Annotated in this window: 15 protein-coding genes and 1 other RNA gene; 10 read left to right on the top strand and 6 right to left on the bottom strand. The window is 54.5% G+C overall.

Annotated features, from left to right (window positions below; translation table 11 throughout):
• The first annotated feature begins 3 nt into the window (after positions 1-3).
• On the top strand, positions 4-2,379 hold the full coding sequence (locus IM265_RS00080; RefSeq protein WP_193031205.1) for a glycoside hydrolase family 3 N-terminal domain-containing protein: 2,376 nt from the start codon (positions 4-6) through the stop codon (positions 2,377-2,379).
• 5 nt (positions 2,380-2,384) lie between these two features.
• Here IM265_RS00080 and rprA read toward each other — a convergent pair.
• Positions 2,385-2,492, bottom strand: an RNA gene (gene rprA / locus IM265_RS00075) — antisense sRNA RprA.
• 209 nt (positions 2,493-2,701) lie between these two features.
• Positions 2,702-3,817: an AI-2E family transporter YdiK gene (gene ydiK, locus IM265_RS00070; RefSeq protein ID WP_100170429.1), complete on the bottom strand. Its 1,116-nt coding sequence runs from the start codon at positions 3,815-3,817 to the stop codon at positions 2,702-2,704.
• Positions 3,818-4,015: 198 nt separating this feature from the next.
• Between ydiK and IM265_RS00065 the strand changes: the two genes are divergently transcribed.
• The 3 genes from IM265_RS00065 to IM265_RS00055 all read left to right on the top strand — a co-directional run bounded on the left by IM265_RS00065 (position 4,016) and on the right by IM265_RS00055 (position 7,759).
• Positions 4,016-7,072, top strand: a complete 3,057-nt coding sequence (locus IM265_RS00065; RefSeq protein WP_126345705.1) for an FAD-binding and (Fe-S)-binding domain-containing protein — start codon at positions 4,016-4,018, stop codon at positions 7,070-7,072.
• Positions 7,069-7,479, top strand: a complete 411-nt coding sequence (menI, locus tag IM265_RS00060; RefSeq protein ID WP_028012841.1) for a 1,4-dihydroxy-2-naphthoyl-CoA hydrolase — start codon at positions 7,069-7,071, stop codon at positions 7,477-7,479. The genes IM265_RS00065 and menI overlap by 4 nt, the downstream gene beginning before the upstream one ends.
• Positions 7,480-7,564: 85 nt before the next feature.
• A complete protein-coding gene (locus IM265_RS00055; RefSeq protein ID WP_003857766.1) occupies positions 7,565-7,759 on the top strand; it encodes a YdiH family protein in 195 nt (64 codons plus the stop codon).
• Between the two features lie 50 nt (positions 7,760-7,809).
• Here IM265_RS00055 and IM265_RS00050 read toward each other — a convergent pair whose 3' ends face one another.
• Both IM265_RS00050 and IM265_RS00045 read right to left on the bottom strand, forming a co-directional pair.
• Complete coding sequence (locus IM265_RS00050) at positions 7,810-8,439, bottom strand: helix-turn-helix domain-containing protein (RefSeq protein WP_126300201.1); 630 nt, start codon at positions 8,437-8,439, stop codon at positions 7,810-7,812.
• 77 nt (positions 8,440-8,516) lie between these two features.
• The gene (locus IM265_RS00045; RefSeq protein WP_063942603.1) at positions 8,517-9,176 is read right to left on the bottom strand and encodes a winged helix-turn-helix transcriptional regulator; all 660 of its coding nucleotides are present in this window, start codon (positions 9,174-9,176) and stop codon (positions 8,517-8,519) included.
• Positions 9,177-9,598: 422 nt separating this feature from the next.
• Here IM265_RS00045 and IM265_RS00040 point away from each other — a divergent pair, with 422 nt between their 5' ends.
• From IM265_RS00040 to IM265_RS00015, 6 genes are read left to right on the top strand one after another with little or no spacing between them, the layout of a single operon-like run.
• A complete protein-coding gene (locus tag IM265_RS00040) occupies positions 9,599-10,129 on the top strand; it encodes a fimbrial protein (RefSeq protein ID WP_193031207.1) in 531 nt (176 codons plus the stop codon).
• Between the two features lie 57 nt (positions 10,130-10,186).
• Positions 10,187-10,864, top strand: coding sequence for a molecular chaperone (locus tag IM265_RS00035; protein WP_048960405.1), 678 nt, complete (start codon positions 10,187-10,189; stop codon positions 10,862-10,864).
• Positions 10,865-10,906: 42 nt separating this feature from the next.
• Positions 10,907-13,450, top strand: a complete 2,544-nt coding sequence (locus tag IM265_RS00030; RefSeq protein WP_193031208.1) for a fimbria/pilus outer membrane usher protein — start codon at positions 10,907-10,909, stop codon at positions 13,448-13,450.
• Position 13,451: 1 nt separating this feature from the next.
• Positions 13,452-14,399 carry a fimbrial protein gene (locus IM265_RS00025; protein WP_193031210.1) on the top strand — a complete coding sequence of 316 codons (948 nt, stop codon included), beginning with the start codon at positions 13,452-13,454 and terminating at the stop codon, positions 14,397-14,399.
• A gap of 11 nt (positions 14,400-14,410) precedes the next feature.
• Positions 14,411-14,923 (top strand): fimbrial protein, encoded by a 513-nt coding sequence (locus IM265_RS00020; protein ID WP_048960400.1) that lies wholly within the window; start codon positions 14,411-14,413, stop codon positions 14,921-14,923.
• A gap of 41 nt (positions 14,924-14,964) precedes the next feature.
• The gene (locus IM265_RS00015) at positions 14,965-15,606 is read left to right on the top strand and encodes a LuxR C-terminal-related transcriptional regulator (protein ID WP_063942598.1); all 642 of its coding nucleotides are present in this window, start codon (positions 14,965-14,967) and stop codon (positions 15,604-15,606) included.
• Positions 15,607-15,621: 15 nt separating this feature from the next.
• Here the strand turns inward: IM265_RS00015 and IM265_RS00010 are convergent, their stop codons facing one another.
• Together IM265_RS00010 and IM265_RS00005 are read right to left on the bottom strand one after the other, a co-directional pair.
• Positions 15,622-16,260 (bottom strand): helix-turn-helix domain-containing protein, encoded by a 639-nt coding sequence (locus IM265_RS00010; protein ID WP_080461416.1) that lies wholly within the window; start codon positions 16,258-16,260, stop codon positions 15,622-15,624.
• Positions 16,261-16,347: 87 nt separating this feature from the next.
• The gene (locus tag IM265_RS00005) at positions 16,348-17,010 is read right to left on the bottom strand and encodes a winged helix-turn-helix transcriptional regulator (protein WP_047368376.1); all 663 of its coding nucleotides are present in this window, start codon (positions 17,008-17,010) and stop codon (positions 16,348-16,350) included.
• Between the last annotated feature and the right edge of the window lie 243 nt (positions 17,011-17,253).

Below are 17,253 nucleotides of genomic sequence, written 5' to 3'. Positions count from 1 at the left end.
AATATGACTGCTATCTATAAGGACGCGGGACGTCCCGTGCACGAGCGCGTCGCTGATTTACTGGCGCGCATGACCCCCGAAGAGAAGTTCGCCCAGATGCACGCCTACTGGCTGATCCTTGATGAAAACGGCAACCACCGGGAGCGCAGCGATTTGAGCGACGAATTCGCCGGCGTCAGCGAGCAGGCGGCGCTGAGCGAACGGCTAAAACTGGGCGTCGGGCAGATCACCCGTCCGCTCGGCACCCACATCGTTGACGCGAAAACCGGGGTGCGCGCGGCTAACCGCCTGCAGCGCATGATGATGGAAGAGACGCGGCTTGGCATTCCGGCGTTGTTCCACGAGGAGTGCCTGGTGGGGCTGCTGTGCAAAGACGCCACCCTGTTCCCGTCCTCGCTCAACTACGGCTCGACCTGGGACCCGGAGCTGGTGCAGCGCGCGGCAGAGCAGATCGGTAAAGAGGCGCGTTCCGTCGGTTGCCAGCAGGGGCTGGCCCCGGTGCTGGACGTTTCCCGCGACGTCCGCTGGGGGCGAACCGAAGAGACCTTCGGGGAAGATCCCTGGCTGGTGGGCGTGATGGCAACCGCCTGGGTGAAAGGGTTACAGGGCGACAAGCGCGATCTGCTGGCGACGCTCAAACATTACGTGGGCCACTCGTTCAGCGAAGGGGCGCGCAACCACGCCCCGGTGCATCTTGGCTTTAGCGAGCTGAACGACACCTTCCTGCTGCCGTTTGAAATGGCGGTCAAGCTGGCAAATGCCGGTTCGGTCATGCCCGCCTACCACGACATTGATAACCAGCCGGGGCACAGCGACAGCTTCCTGTTGACCACCGTCCTGCGCGAACAGTGGGGCTTCGACGGCATTATTGTGGCGGACTACGGCGGCGTCAGCCTGCTGCACCAGCACCACGGGATTTCCCACGACGCAGCGGAGTCCGCCGCGCTGGCGTTTAACGCCGGGCTCGACGTCGAGCTGCCGAAAGATGACTGCGCTCGCCATCTGGCGGAAGCGGTAGAGCGCGGGCTGATCTCTATGGCGAAAGTCGATGAGATCGTGGCGCGTACGCTGACCGAAAAATTCCGTCTCGGCCTGTTTGAGAACCCGTATGCCGATGAAAACGGCATCGATCTGCAAAATGAGATGACCCGCCAGGTGGCGCGGGAGGTGGCGGCAAAATCGGTCACGCTGCTGGAAAACAACGGCATTCTGCCGCTGAACGGTAAACCCCGCGTGGCGGTGGTGGGGCCGACGGCAGACGATCCGCTGGCGTTACTCAGCGGGTATAGCTTCCCGGTCCATCTGATCATCAGCGATATGGTTGAGGAGACCTCGCAGGTGACGACGCCGCGCGCGGCGCTGGAGCAGTACCTGGGTGCATCGAACGTGCGCTACGCGAAAGGGTGCCACATTATCGAAAAACGGATGGCGGGCGCGCCGGTCTTCCCGGGCGACAGCGGCGGCAAGCAAATGCAGCAGTCTCCGGTGTCGCAAAGTACCGCACTTATCCCCGAGGCGGTCAGCGCCGCACATGAGAGTGACGTGGTGGTGGCCTGCGTGGGCGATCTCGCCGGGCTGTTCCAGAGCGGCACGGTAGGGGAAGGCTCCGATACCGACTCTCTGAATCTGCCGGGCGTGCAACAACAGCTGCTGGAGGCGCTGGTGGCGACGGGCAAACCGGTGATCGTCGTGATGACCGGCGGGCGTCCGTACAACCTTCAGGGGCTGGAGGAGAAGATTGCCGCGCTGATGATGGCCTGGGCGCCGGGACAGGAAGGGGGCTGGGCGATTGCCGATGTGTTAAGCGGTCGCGCGGAGCCGCAGGGCCGGCTGGTGGTCAGCGTGCCGAAAAGCGCCGGGGCGATGCCGTTCTACTATAACCACAAGCTGAAAAGCGGCGGCACGCCGTTCGCGTTCCATTTCGGTGCGCGTTACCCGTTTGGTTTCGGCCTCGGCTGGACGCAGTTTAGCTGGGGCACTTCCCGCGTCGCTGAAAGCAGCGTGCCGGTCGACGGTGAGGTGACGCTGAGCGTGGATATCACCAATACCGGCGAGCGCAGCGGCAGCGAGGTGGTGCAGGTCTACGTGCGGGACAAGGTCGCCACCCAGGTGCGCCCGCTACAGGAGCTTAAGGCCTTCCAGCGCGTCACGCTCTCGCCGGGTGAAACCGCCACGCTCACCTTCACGCTGCCGGTTGAGATGTTCAACTTCACCCGCCGTGACGGCAAGCGCGTCGTTGAGCCGGGCGAGTTTGAACTGCAGATTGGCGCATCGTCGGCGGATATCCGCCAGGCGGTGACGGTCAATGTGACGGGGGAAACGCGGGTGCTGCCAGCAGAGTGGCGGATGCTCAGTACCTGTGAGGTTAAGCGCGCGTAGTCAGGATAAAAAAAAGCCCATCGTGGGAGATGGGCAAAGACTACACACAGCAATTCGTTGTTTCACTCAGGGGATTTCCATGCTTATAAATCAAGGTGTTGATTTATAACCTTGAGCTAATAGTAGGCATGTCATCTTTCAGCGTCGATCGGATTCGTCTCAATAGTTAAAGAGACGTAAAGATTTCTTGAGAATAATAGCGGACTTAGTGCTGAAATGGCGGATCTGACCAGTGTGCAACGAATAAATACTTTAGCAGTGTTAAAGTATTGTGCGGGATAATGTAGGCCGGGTAAGCGTAAGCGCCACCCGGCAACAAGACTTAATGGGTATTCTTTTCTTCCAGCTCGTCCAGCTCGCTCAGAATCACGTCCGGGTCGGTTCCAGGCGGCGGCACTTCATGAACCCAGGCGGAGAACAGACGCCAGGTAACGGCGAGCAGCACCGGGCCAATGAACAGACCGATCATCCCGAAAGCAATCAACCCGCCGATAACCCCGGAGAGGATCAGGATCAGCGGCAGGTCTGCGCCCATGCGGATGAGGATGGGGCGAATCACGTTATCCATGGTGCCAACCACGCAGCTCCAGACCAGCAGAACCGTTCCCCACGTGGTATCACCCGTCCAGTAAAGCCAGATAATGCTCGGAACCAGCACCAGCAGCGGCCCCAGTTGCGCAAGGCAGGTCATCAGCATGACTACGGTAAAGACGGTGGCGTACGGTACGCCGGAAATCGCCAGGCCGATACCGCCCAGCACCGCCTGCACCAGCGCCGTCACCACGACGCCCAGGGCGACCGCGCGCACGGCCTGCGCGGCCAGCAGCACCGCGGCGTCACCCCGTTTTCCCGCCAGGCGGGTGGCAAAGTGACGAACGCCTAAAGCCACCTGCTCACCGCGCCAGTAAAGCAGGGCGCTGAAGACCAGCATCAGGGTACAGTGCATCATAAAGCGGCCGATATGTGCGGCCTGACCGACAAACCAGGTGGTGGTGGTGCCAATATACGGACGCACTTTCGCCATCAGCGCGCTGCCGCCCATCTCCAGCAGGCTATGCCAGCCGCTGTAAAGCTTAGCGCCCACGACCGGAATGCTGTTCAGCCAGCCGAGGTCCGGCAGAGTCAGGTCGCCGCTTGTCACGGCGCGGATCACCGGGCCGCTGGAGTCGACAAGGCTGTTTACCAGCAGCGCAACTGGAATAATAAACAGCAGGAACAGCAGCAGCGTCATCACCAGCACGGCCAGCCCGCGGCGGCCAAACAGCAGTTTCTGCAAGCGCAGCAGCAAAGGCCACGTGGCGACGACAACGGTCGCAGCCCAGGCAAAGCCGAGAATAAAGGGTTGAACAATCCACAGACACGCAATAATCATGAGGGCCAGGAACAGCACCGACAGCAGAATTTGCGCAACATCCCTGGGCTGGCGAAGATTGACCATAAATGAAACTTTCCTTAAAAGAACGCCAGTACCACTGGCGGGAATGGAAAACCGCGTCTCTCTTATCATTAGCGATCGCAGCGGTTTTTGACAGGCGAATTCTGCCTGTAATTCAGCAGAGATTATAAGAAAAAAATGTGATAAAACTTTTAAGATACACGCAAACGATTCCCACAACTCTAATTAGGGTCGACAGTAATGATCCCACAGATTTCTCAGGCACCTGGCGTCGTTCAGCTGGTGCTTAATTTTTTGCAGGCACTGGAGCAACAGGGTTTTACAGGTGATACCGCCACGAACTATGCCGACAGGCTGACGATGGCAACCGATAACAGTATCTACCAGCTTCTTCCCGATGCGGTCGTTTTCCCTCGTTCCACGGCCGACGTGGCGCTTATCGCCCGGCTGGCAACGCAGGAGCGGTTTGCCTCTCTGGTCTTCACGCCGCGCGGCGGTGGCACCGGAACCAACGGTCAGGCGCTGAACCAGGGCATCATTATTGATATGTCGCGCTATATGAACCGCATCATTGAGATCAACCCCGAAGAGGGATGGGTGCGGGTTGAGGCGGGCGTTATCAAAGATCAGCTTAATCAGTACCTCAAGCCTTACGGCTACTTTTTTGCCCCTGAACTCTCCACCAGCAACCGAGCAACCATCGGGGGGATGATCAACACCGATGCCTCCGGGCAGGGGTCGCTGGTCTACGGTAAAACCTCCGATCACGTGCTGGGCGTGCGGGCAGTATTGTTAGGCGGCGATATCCTTGATACCCAGCCGATGCCGGTCGAACTGGCGGAAACGCTGGGTAAAGATAACACCGCCAGCGGGCGCATCTACCGCACCGTGCTGGAGCGCTGCCGCGACAACCGCCAGCTTATTCTCGACAAATTCCCCAAACTGAACCGCTTCTTAACGGGCTACGACCTGCGCCACGTGTTTAACGACGACCTGACGCAGTTTGATTTAACCCGCGTGCTGACCGGGTCCGAAGGAACGCTGGCGTTTATTACCGAGGCGCGGCTGGATATCACCCGCCTGCCGAAGGTGCGTCGCCTGGTGAACGTCAAATATGACTCCTTCGATTCCGCGCTGCGCAATGCGCCGTTTATGGTGGAAGCGCAGGCGCTGTCGGTGGAAACCGTCGACTCTAAGGTGCTGAATCTGGCGCGGGAAGATATCGTCTGGCACTCCGTGCGCGAGCTGATTACCGACGTGCCGGACAAAGAGATGCTTGGCCTCAACATCGTGGAATTTGCCGGTGATGACGCGGAGCTGATTGAAAGCCAGGTGACGACGCTCTGCCAGCGCCTGGATGAGCTGATTGCTCATGGCGAAGGCGGCGTGATTGGCTGGCAGCTTTGTCACGATCTGGCCGGTATCGAGCGTATTTACGCCATGCGTAAAAAAGCCGTGGGCCTGCTTGGCAATGCGAAAGGGGCGGCGAAGCCGATTCCGTTTGCCGAAGACACCTGCGTGCCGCCCGAGCATCTGGCGGATTATATCGTGGAGTTTCGCGCCCTGCTGGATAGCCACGGCCTGAGCTATGGCATGTTCGGCCACGTGGATGCCGGGGTGCTTCACGTGCGTCCGGCGCTGGACATGTGCGACCCGCAGCAGGAGATCCTGATGAAGCAGATCTCCGACGACGTCGTTGCCTTGACCGCCAAATACGGCGGTCTGCTGTGGGGGGAGCACGGGAAAGGGTTCCGCGCGGAATACAGCCCGGCGTTCTTCGGGGAGCAGCTTTACGCGGAGCTGCGCAAGGTCAAAGCGGCGTTCGACCCGGATAACCGCCTCAATCCGGGGAAAATCTGCCCGCCTGAAGGGGTGGACGCGCCGATGCTCCAGGTGGATGCCGTTAAGCGCGGTACGTATGACAGACAGATCCCGATTGCGGTGCGCTCGTCCTGGCGCGGCGCGATGGAGTGTAACGGCAACGGCCTGTGCTTTAACTTTGACGTGAAAAGCCCGATGTGCCCGTCAATGAAAATCACCAGCAACCGCATTCACTCGCCGAAAGGGCGTGCGACGCTGGTGCGCGAGTGGCTGCGTCTGCTGGCGGACCGTGGCGTCGATCCCCTGAAGCTGGAGCAGGAGCTGCCGGAAAAACGGGCCAGCCTGCGCTCGCTGATTGAGCGCACCCGCAACAGCTGGCATGCCAATAAGGGCGAGTATGATTTCTCCCATGAGGTGAAAGAGGCGATGTCCGGCTGTCTGGCCTGTAAAGCCTGCTCTACCCAGTGCCCGATTAAAATCGACGTGCCGGAATTCCGCTCGCGCTTCCTGCAGCTCTACCACACCCGCTATCTGCGCCCGGTGCGCGATCATCTGGTGGCGACGGTGGAAAGCTACGCGCCACTGATGGCGCGCGCGCCGAAGACCTTTAACTTCTTTATCAATCAGCCGCTGGTGCGCAAGCTTTCCGAAAAGCATATCGGCATGGTCGATCTGCCGTTGTTGTCGGTGCCGTCGCTGCAGCGCCAGCTCGTCGGCCACCGCTCGGCGAACATGACCCTGGAACAGCTCGAAGCGCTTACTCCTGAGCAAAAAGCGAAGGTGGTGCTGGTGGTCCAGGATCCGTTCACCAGCTACTACGACGCGCAGGTGGTCGCTGACTTCATCCGCCTGGTTGAAAAACTGGGCTATCAGCCTGTAGTGCTGCCGTTCTCGCCAAACGGCAAGGCGCAGCACATTAAAGGCTTCCTGAACCGCTTTGCGAAAACGGCGCAAAAAACCGCTGATTTTCTCAACCGGATCGCCGAACTTGGGATGCCGATGGTCGGCGTCGATCCGGCGCTGGTGCTTTGCTATCGCGATGAATACAAGCAGACGCTGGGTGATAAGCGCGGCGATTTCCACGTCATGCTGGTGCACGAGTGGCTGCCGGCAGCCCTGGAAGAGAAGGCCATTCAGGAGGCTGGCGGTGAACCGTGGTATCTGTTCGGACACTGTACGGAAGTGACGGCGCTGCCCGGCGCCCCGGCGCAATGGGCGTCTATTTTTGCGCGTTTCGGCGCGAAGCTGGAGAGCGTCAGCGTGGGCTGCTGCGGTATGGCGGGCACCTACGGCCACGAGGTGAAAAACCACGCCAACTCGCTCGGCATCTATGAGCTGTCGTGGCATCAGGCGATGCAGCGATTGCCAAGAAACCGCTGCCTGGCGACGGGCTACTCCTGCCGCAGCCAGGTGAAACGGGTTGAGGGTAACGGCGTACGCCACCCATTACAGGCTTTACTGGAGATAATTGGATGATCTGGAAACGTGCCGTCACGCTGCAGGCGCTAAACGCCATGGGCGAGGGGAATATGGTGGGGCTGCTGGATATCCAGTTCACCCGCATTGGGGAAGACGATCTGGAGGCGACGATGCCTGTCGATAGTCGCACCCATCAGCCGTTTGGCCTGTTGCACGGCGGGGCTTCCGTCGTACTGGCGGAAACCCTGGGCTCCGTCGCGGGATATCTTTGCACCGAAGGCGAACAGAAGGTGGTCGGGCTTGAGGTGAATGCCAACCACATTCGCTCGGTGCGCAGCGGGCGCGTGCGCGGTATCTGTCGCGCGCTGCACGCTGGCAGCCGCCACCAGGTGTGGCAGATTGATATTCTCGACGAGCAGGATCGCCTGTGCTGCTCGTCGCGTCTGACGACGGCGGTCGTGTAAAGTTTTCAGATGAATTGCCTTTGGTCAAAAACTAGCCAGTGTGTTGTGATATACTGGTCAGGATTTGTACATAAGCGAGGACATCATGGATACTGAAATAACCCCAACACAGCTGGCAATTGAATATTTACGTCGCGATAAGAGCAACCTGTCTCCGGCGCAGTACCTGAAAAAGCTGAAACAGCTTGAGCTGGAGTTCACGGATCTGCTGGCGCTCTCTTCGAATGAACTGAAAGAAGAGATCTACTTTGCCTGGCGGTTGGGCGTTCACGTCCATTGAGTGAGTGTTGTTGAACAGGCCGCGAGTGCGGCCTTTTTTGTGTCTGACATTCAGTATTTAGCGGGGAGCTTGTTGATTTTAATAAGCCTGCCTTCTTCCATTTCGATAAATCCGCCGGTTTTTAAATCCGCCAGAATGCGCATTACGCCGCTGCGGGAGAGCTGGGTTTTCTCCCGAATATACCTTTCCGCCGTTACGCTGCTGCGATAACTTTCATCTTCCTCCATCAGCTTTATCAGCTGCTGGCGAATCATCTCATACGCCGTCGGTGCGCCCTGCGGCATCACGTTGTTATAAAGCCGGCTATAGACAAACATCAGTTGTTTCGAGAGCAGCCCCCATAGCCCTTTTTCTTTGATAATGTCAGCCACCTGTTCAGTAGGGATACTGCCAATCAGGCAAGGGCTTACCGTGACGAGGTAATCATTGAAATAGATGTCCGTCAGGTTAGCAAGACCAAACAGGGCAGGGCTGCGGGCGGTAGAAAGCATCATGCTATCGCTGCTGCGGTAGATGGCAATCGTCCCCTCCAGGATTAAATAACAGAGCCCCTGACCGTTAACCTCAAGGTTAAGTCGTTCACCGCGGCCCGTTCGACGCACGGTGCAATAAGGCTTCAGATGCGCGATCAGTTCCTGGGCGTAAGGGGAGCCGCGAGACGATTTATCTGTAGAGGACATAGCCGTAAACCTGGAAGATAATCTTATGCTTATAGTTTCGCTCTTCTCTCGCGCTATCTCCAGATATTATTGTGCTTTCAGTACTTCCGGGGTAAATGGTTAACTTCTATCAGCACGCCACGGTCCATGGTGATGTATTTCCCCGTACGCAGTTCTGCCAGAATCCGCATAATTCCGCTGCGGGAAAGGTAGGTACGGCTTTTAATGTAAGCCGCTGCGGTGATGTTTTGTCGAATTGCCTCAGGCTCCTGCATTAATTCAACCAGCTGAAAGCGGATGATATCGTAGGCGGACATCTGTGATATTTGCGCGCAGTGCTCGTACACCCGCGATGCCGTGTAGATCAGCAATTTAGAAAAGTGTTCCCAGAGATCGTGCTGTGCAACCACGTTGTTAAACGTTTCCAGCGGTACGCTTGCTAATTCGGATGTCTCCAGGGCCCTGACGTAAAGATGTTCCGATGAAAACTGACTGCTGACACCCAGTATAAAAGGCGCTGATTCTGAATTTAACACAATGCCGTCGCCGCGGCGGTGCAGCGCCACGCTGCCGTGTAACAGCATAAAACATTGGCGTTCGTCATTTCGGTAATATTGTACGACTTCGCTTTTCGAAAGAATGATTTTCTCTGCGCCAGGAAGGACATTATCAATTAAACGCTCAATGTGCCTTAGGGGTTTTAATCCCAACACTGACGATTTCTCATTGTCTAATACGGCTGCAATTCGCGTGTTCATAATATACCTCACTTCAACAGATGCGATCGTTTTTCAATCAGCGTGGAGAATTATCTTAAAAAGCAGCGAAGCAGGGAATAATACTCGGAAGTCTAATAATAGACCGGAAGGGTTGAGCATCTTAACGCTATGAATTTTATCGTTAAACGGTGAAAGTCTAAAAGTAGACTGGCGATAAAGTGAACGATTCAAATGTTTATTTTTTGTTAAACCCCAGTCTACAGCTAGACCTGAAAATGGATTGTCTCGCACAAAAGAGTTGTATAAATTTTGACTCGTCGACAGAAACACCCATCTGAAACGCTCGACACGATGAGAGTGATATTTTGTTTCTGATGGCCTCTAAAAAAGAATGGCAGAATGAGGAACGTCTGTTTTGCCTGAATATCAGTAATAAATAAAGTAATACAGGAAATGGCTTTATGAAAAAGAAAATTATTGTTGCCATGTTTGCGGCTGGCTCTGCATTGACAATGACTCAGGCTTTCGCGGCGGCAGGTACGGTTAATTTTAACGGTAATATTTTGGATAATGCCTGCGATGTGGATGTGGCATCCCAGAATCAGGTTGTGGTCCTCGGCGATTATTACAAAACGGAATTCCCGACAACGGGTTCCCGAACCGCAGCGACGCAGTTCAATATCGTACTGAAAAACTGCCCGGTGACCGTTACCTCCGCGAAGGTGCGTTTTGACGGCACGCCAGATTTAACCAACGCAAGCCTGCTGGCGATTGATTCCTCCGTTGTGGGAGCAGCAACGGGCGTGGCCATCAACCTGATGACGGCGGATAAGGCCGATCTGCCGCTGCATGGTAGCAACAGCTATACCTATGCGCTGAGCAGCACCGCTGATAATACGCTCAACTTCTATGCCCAGTATATTTCGACTGCGGCATCAGTGACCTCGGGCCCGGCTAACTCGGTTGCTAACTTCTCTGTAATTTATAACTAAGTCTTTTGCAGTAATCAGTATGGGGCCACCCGGCCCCTTTGTTTTATGAGGTATTCAATGCGTTTTATCACAACAATCGGTCTGGCCGCAGCAGCGTTACCGCTGACATTTTCAATCGCCAATGCCGGGGTCATTATTGGCGGCACCCGTGTTATTTTCGACGGTGCAAAAAAAGAAGCAACCATTAGCGTAGACAATGCCGATAGCGCGCCCTTTTTAATTCAGTCGTGGATTGATGCGCCGGAGGGAAAAACAGATAAAGCGCCTTTTATCATTACGCCTCCGCTTTATCGACTGGATGGCGGCCAGAAAAATATCGAACGCATTGTTATGACAGGTTCACTCTCTCAGGAACAAGAAAGTTTATTCTGGCTCAATATAAAAGCCATTCCTTCTGCAACGAAACAGGCTAACGCACTGCAAATTGCGGTGAAAACGCGTATCAAGTTGATTTATCGCCCGGCTAATCTTCACGCGTCAACGCCTGAAGATCAGGCCGGAAAATTAACGTGGCAACGCAACGGGAATGAAATTCAGGTTACGAATCCGACACCTTATGTCATCAATTTTAATGAAATATCTGTGGGCGGAAAAAGGCTGGATGATGTTTCGTATGTATTACCTGGCGCGTCGGCCCGGTTCCCATTATCTCATGGAACCAGCGGAAATACGTTGACGTTTAAAGTTATCAACGATTATGGAAGCCCCGGCGCGTTGCATCAAGCCAGTTTGTGATTTTGACAAACGGTAATACCCGCATTACTCAGGTTATCAGCAATGAAAATACAGCAATATAAAGTACGTCCTCGACGCCTGGCGACACTCATCGCCCTGGCAATGACGGGGTCTTCTCCCACGCTTTATGCCAGCGAAACGTTTAATACCGAACTGGTCGAGCTGGACAACCCAGGGATGGGGAAAGCCGATTTATCCGCATTTGAATCAGGCTCTCAGGCACCGGGGACGTACCATGTTGATATTATTCTTGACGATCAGCTCATGGAGACCCGGGATATTACCTTCGCCGCAGCAAAAACGCCTGATGGAAATAACGTATTACAGCCATGCCTGAGCATTGAACAATTAAAACAGTGGGGCGTTAAGACAGCGCTCTTTCCAAAGCTAGTCTCAGAGAAAAGCGACTGTGCCGATCTTAAGGCTATTCCACTGGCCTCGACGGATTTCCAGTTCAACGCGCAGCGTCTGGTTATCAGTATTCCGCAGGCGGCTATTGATATACCGGCGCGTGGCTATGGGCCACCAGAAATGTGGGACGAGGGCATCAATGCCGCCATGCTCAATTACAGCCTGAGCGGGGCCAACTCCTGGGCGAAGACCGGAGGGGCTAGCAGAACGGACAGCCAGTATGCCAACCTGCGTCCGGGGATCAACATTGGGCCCTGGCGCCTGCGCAACTACACCACCTGGTCCCGGGATGCGTCGGGTCAGGATAAATGGGACACCGTTTACACCTATGCGCAGCGGGCCGTTATTCCCCTGAAAGCGCAGCTGACGCTCGGCGACAGCTCTTCCCCGGCTGACGTATTTGACAGTATCCCTTTTCGCGGCGGCCAGCTGGCGTCCGACGATGACATGCTGCCGGATTCCCTGAAAGGCTACGCGCCCGTGGTTCGCGGTATTGCGCGCACGAATGCGCAAGTGGTGGTGCGCCAGAATGGCTATCAGATCTACCAGAGCTACGTCGCCCCTGGGGCGTTCGAGATAACAGACATGTACCCGACGGGCGGTGCCGGGGATCTGGATGTGACAATCAAAGAAGCGGATGGGAGCGAACAGCATTTCACCCTGCCTTACGCCTCTCTGCCGGTGCTGCAACGCGAAGGGCGTCTGAAATATGCCATCACGGGCGGCCAGTATCGCGCCTATAACAGCAGCGTGGAAAAGACGCCTTTCGGGCAACTGACCGGGATTTATGGTCTCCTGCAGGGTCTGACGTTATACGGCGGCGTGCAGGGATCGGGCAAGTACCGGTCGCTCGCCGTTGGTGTGGGTAAAAACATGGGGGATTTTGGTGCGATCTCCACCGACGTAACCCAGGCCTGGTCTACGCCGGATAACACGGCCAAAACCAGCGGCCAGTCCTGGCGCGCGCGGTACAGCAAGAACTTTATTGATACCGGAACAAACTTTTCGATTGCGGGGTATCGCTATTCGACCAGCGGCTACTACGGAATGCAGGAAGTGCTGGACTCCTGGGGAGACAGTACCGCGCTGCAGGACAGGCGGCGTAACCGCGCCGAATTGACCATGAGCCAGACGCTGGGCGGGGATTTGGGGTCCCTGACCCTCAGCGCCGCGCGGGAAGACTACTGGAATTCGGGCAAATCAATGGCGTCCTGGAGCGTCGGGTATAACAACTACTGGCATAACATCAGCTATGGCGTGACCTGGACATACAGCAAAAACGCCAGCGCAGCCTCTTATGGCACCGGGAGCAGTAAAACGTACGACCACGACCAGCTTCTGGCGTTTAACGTCAGCGTGCCGCTGGAGAAATTCCTCCCGCAGACGTGGGCGAACTATGGCATGAACGCCAGCAAGAATAACGGCACTACGCACAGCCTGGGCATGAACGGCGTGGCCCTGGAAAACAACGCCCTTAACTGGAACGTGCAGCAGGGCTACGGCACGGACGGCGTGGGATATACCGGCAACATGAACGGGGATTACAAAGGGACCTACGGCGAAGTGACGGCGGGCTATGGCTACGACAGGAACAGCGAGCGTCTGAACTACGGCCTGCAGGGGGGCATCCTGGTCCACGCGGACGGCATCACCTTTTCCCAGCCGCTGGGGGAAACCAATGCCCTGATTAAGGCACCTGGCGCCCACGGGGTGGATATTCGAAACCAGTCCGGTATGCGAACGGACCACCGGGGCTATACGGTGGTGAGCAACCTCTCCGTGTACCGCAAAAACGACCTTACGCTCGATCCGGAAAATATGCCTGACGACGTGGAACTGGAGATCAATACGCGCACGGTCACGCCAACGCGAGGCGCGGTGGTCAGGGCAGATTATCTCTCTAAAGTGGGGCGCAAGGTGCTGATGACCCTGATGGACGACGGTCGATTCGTTCCATTTGGGGCGATGGTGACGCTCGCCGGAGACGGTCACAGTAGTTTTATCGTCGGCGATCGCGGACAAGTCTATTTAACCGGCATGAGCGAGCAGGGGACGCTGATCGTGGCGTGGGGAAATCAGTCCGGCCAGCAGTGTCGCGCGGATTTCACGCTGCCGAAACAGGCCACCTATGGTGGCGTCACCCTCGTTAACGCCCTTTGTCGTCGGGAACATTAAGATGAAAACGATGAAATTTTTGCTGTTGCTCTGTTTATTGGCGGGCTGGAATGGTGCCTGGGCCGGGACGTGCACGACGATCGTGCCGCAAACGTCTTCGCTGTCGGTGGGCACCCTCAACGTGCAGCGCGATGCGCCTGTGGGAACGGTGATATTCTCCGGTGCGGCGTCAAATACGGGGTCCTATCTGACCGGCTGCAGCAATCCATTAATGCTGGGTTTTAGCATGCGGTATAACGGCGCCACGCTCAGCACCTATGGGAATCATGTTTACAATACCAACGTCAGCGGGATTGGGATTCGATTTTCATCGAACAACTATTTTGATAACCCGAGCAATACCTTCTCATACAACGCGCAAACCTCCTACGTCGACTGGTATGGCGGAAAAATTGAACTGGTGGTGACCGGGCCGGTTTCATCCGGGGCGCTCACGCCCGGCGTCATCGGCGTGGTAACCCTTCAGGGCAGCGACGCTATTTATCGCGATGGCCTGACAACGCAGTTGACCAGCGGCACGATCAATGCCCTGGCGTGTACGATTAATACGCCACAATTAACCTTCGCCATTGGAAATATACCCGCCTCTTCCTTTATTGGCGGTGTGGGAACGTCGCCGGCAGGCGCGCAAAATACGCAGAACCTCGGATTAAACTGCAGCGCCGGGACCAATATAAACGTCACGTTGAGCGGCATTCAAAATCCGGATAGCGGCAATACCAGCGTGATGACCCTGACGGGGCAGGGTAATCCAGGAACGGCAAAAGGGGTGGGCGTTCAACTCATCTATAACGGTACGCCGCTGGCCATGAACAGTCGCCTGCTATTAAAACAGTCCGCGGGTGGAGTCGAAACGCTCCCGTTAACGGCCCGTTATTATCAAACGCTGGGGACCGTTCAGTCGGGAACGGCCAACGCCTCGGCCACGCTTAATATAACCTACCAGTAGCAGGTGAGAAGATGAAAATAGCGCACAAAAAAACGCTCCTGCTTGCCCTGTTGAGCTGGAAGGTGTTTTCCGGCGATGCGGTCAATATCGGCGTAACGGGGAATATCGTGGCATCGCCCTGCATATTTAATGGCGGGAATACGAATCTGGATATTAACCTCGGCAATATTCAGGCTTCCAATATGGCGACGCCAGGATCCACGTCCGATCCGGTTGCGTTCAATCTGCTCTTTACAAGCTGTCCGCTGGGAACCCGCAGCGTCACGGTGACGTTCGCAGGTAACCCGGATCCCGCAGCAGGCGCGGACTACTACATGAACAGCGGAACGGCCACTGGCGTTGCCGTCGCGATGAGTGACGCCGCGACCGGCTCGCTTAAAGGGACGGGCTCCAGTATCACAAAGGCTATTGCGGCAGACAGCACTGCCACGATGCCCATGCAGGCCTGGGTCAAATCCGCTCCAGGCGGTGTTACGCCCGGAAGTATCAGTGCCGTTGTTGTGATGACCATGCAGTACAACTAAATGACAGTGATACGTATCTCTTAAAGACGTTGGTATGAACTATGTTAAATATTCTGATTCAGGAAACGGATCTGTTTTTTCAGGCTGGGCTACAGAACTTTTTAGAGAATTTTTTTAAGCAAAACTTTAATCGCGCCATCACCTTTAATCTTGACCTGACCCATGAAAACGTCAGTCAGGCTGATATTATTGTTCTGTCATTGTGTCAGGGTGAAACACTGACCTGTTTTCCCGAGTTACTGGCCCGGAAAAAAGGGATTGTGATAGGCTTCGTCGACGATGAGCTGCGATTTTCAGCGTCGCCCTCCTGCTTTCAGGACATCATTTTTCTCTCTCGCCGTGCATCGCTTGATCGTATCAGTGGTGAACTGTTTATCGCGTGGTTCAGGACGCAACTACCGGGTTACAAGTGGACTAAAAGGAACTGTTTCGACTGCCAGCATAAAGGTTTATCCCGGCAACAAATTCGCATTATGGTGAATTTTTACAGAGGGCTGTCGGTTGTGCAGATCGCGCACGCGCTGGAGATGAGCGAGAAAACGGTCTTTACCCATAAATATATGATGATGCAAAAATTTAATCTGCGCAGCGATTACGAGCTGATCGCATTGCTGAGAAGGTTGATGGAGAAAAAGAGCCAACCCAACCAGCTTCGCGATTTCCTGGAAAACGATTATGTATAACCTGGCAATGCTCTATCAAAATTTTTCAGGCAGCTTAATAATATTAAGTAACACACCTCTTTGCATGTCGATATAGCCCCCTTCTTTTAATGCCGACAGTATACGCATCACGCCACTCCGGGACAGGTGGGTTTTATCTCTAATATAACTTTCAGCAGTAACACTGAGCCTGAACGAGGGTTCTTCGTTTGAGAGCGCATAAAGTTGGGCGATGACAATATCATAAGCGGAAGGGCCCGTTAAATCTTCATAACTGTGAAAGAGCTTACCTGCCAGGCTCATCAGATGATATGCAAGGGGCTCCCAAAGGTTATGACGCTTAACCGTCTCATTAACAAAATCCATTTTAAGGATGACGATGTCACAGTTATTGAATGTCTTGATATAGCCGCGCATCTGGGTCTGATACAAATTGCTGAGGCCGATCACCGCGGGCCCTTGAACCGTAGCCATCGCTAAATCGTGGTTGCTACGGTGTATCATGACACGTCCTTTGAGCAATACATAACAGAGACGATCATTGCCAACCACAAAATTTAATCGACGGCGTGGAAGCACTTTTTTCAAATCTGAACCGTGTTGAAGATAATCGATCAGCAATGTTGTCGCTGATGAAGGATCACATACCCATTTTGTGGAGAAGTCATCGAGCATACGCGCGCCTGTCCGTCAAACCTTCCAGTAGTCATGGGATTCAGTATAGCGTGGATCCTGCCGAGTCTCCCTAAGCGCCCGTTTTGTTCAGTATTTCAAAGGTAAGTGATTGATAGAAATCAAAATACCGCGTTTAAGTTCAACGCATCCGGTATCCCGAAGTTCTGCAAGGATCCGCATTATGCCGCTACGAGAAAGATACGTTCTGCTTTGGATGTAATTTGCTGCGGTAATATTGCTGCGAATACGCTCCGATTCGTTCATCAGTTCAAGCAGCTGGAACCGTATTATCTCATATGAGGACATCTGTGATATCAATGTGCAGTGCTCGTAAACGCGAGAAGCGGTGTAAATCACTAACTTGCACAAACTCTCCCACAGTCCAAAACTCTCGATCAGCAGATTGAAACGTTCCAGAGAAAGGCGGCTCATCACAGCATTTTCATTCACTCTGACGTACAGGTTTTCGGTCTGTGAGAACTGATTACTGATACCCATAATGAAAGTCGCTTGTTCAGAGTTAAGCACCATACCATCCCCTCGTCGGTTCAGCGTGACACCACCTTGATGAAGTATGTAACAGGTTCTTTTTTTACCGGAATGATAGCGCAGGACTTCGCCTTTATTCGCATTAAAACGCGTGGCAAAGGGAGCGATTTGTTCAATAATTTTATTGATATCATCAACGGGCTTAAATGCATGTGCAGGAGTAACCTCAGTGATTTCTCCCGTTGACATTTTAGTATTCATATTAATCCCTCCAGACGCTCTTTATGTTTGTCAAAAGATGCGTCAGAGATTATCTATCCGAGGGGAGTATAAATAAATAATAGGTTGATTTCATAATGGACTCGACCATTAACAAATATTTAATAATTTGAAATAGACCAATTAAACAAGTTTTACGTGTTAAAGAATAGTTAAGATTAAAGTCTACTGTTGGGCTAAAAACCAATTGTCGAAAAAATTAATCTTCTGTAAATTTCGCTTCAG

Origin of the sequence: Enterobacter cloacae complex sp. P17RS (assembly GCF_014895885.1) — a bacterium.
GTDB classification, from domain to species: domain Bacteria; phylum Pseudomonadota; class Gammaproteobacteria; order Enterobacterales; family Enterobacteriaceae; genus Enterobacter; species Enterobacter bugandensis.
Note: the sequence above shows the minus strand (reverse complement) of the source record. Positions and strands in the feature narration are given on the sequence as shown.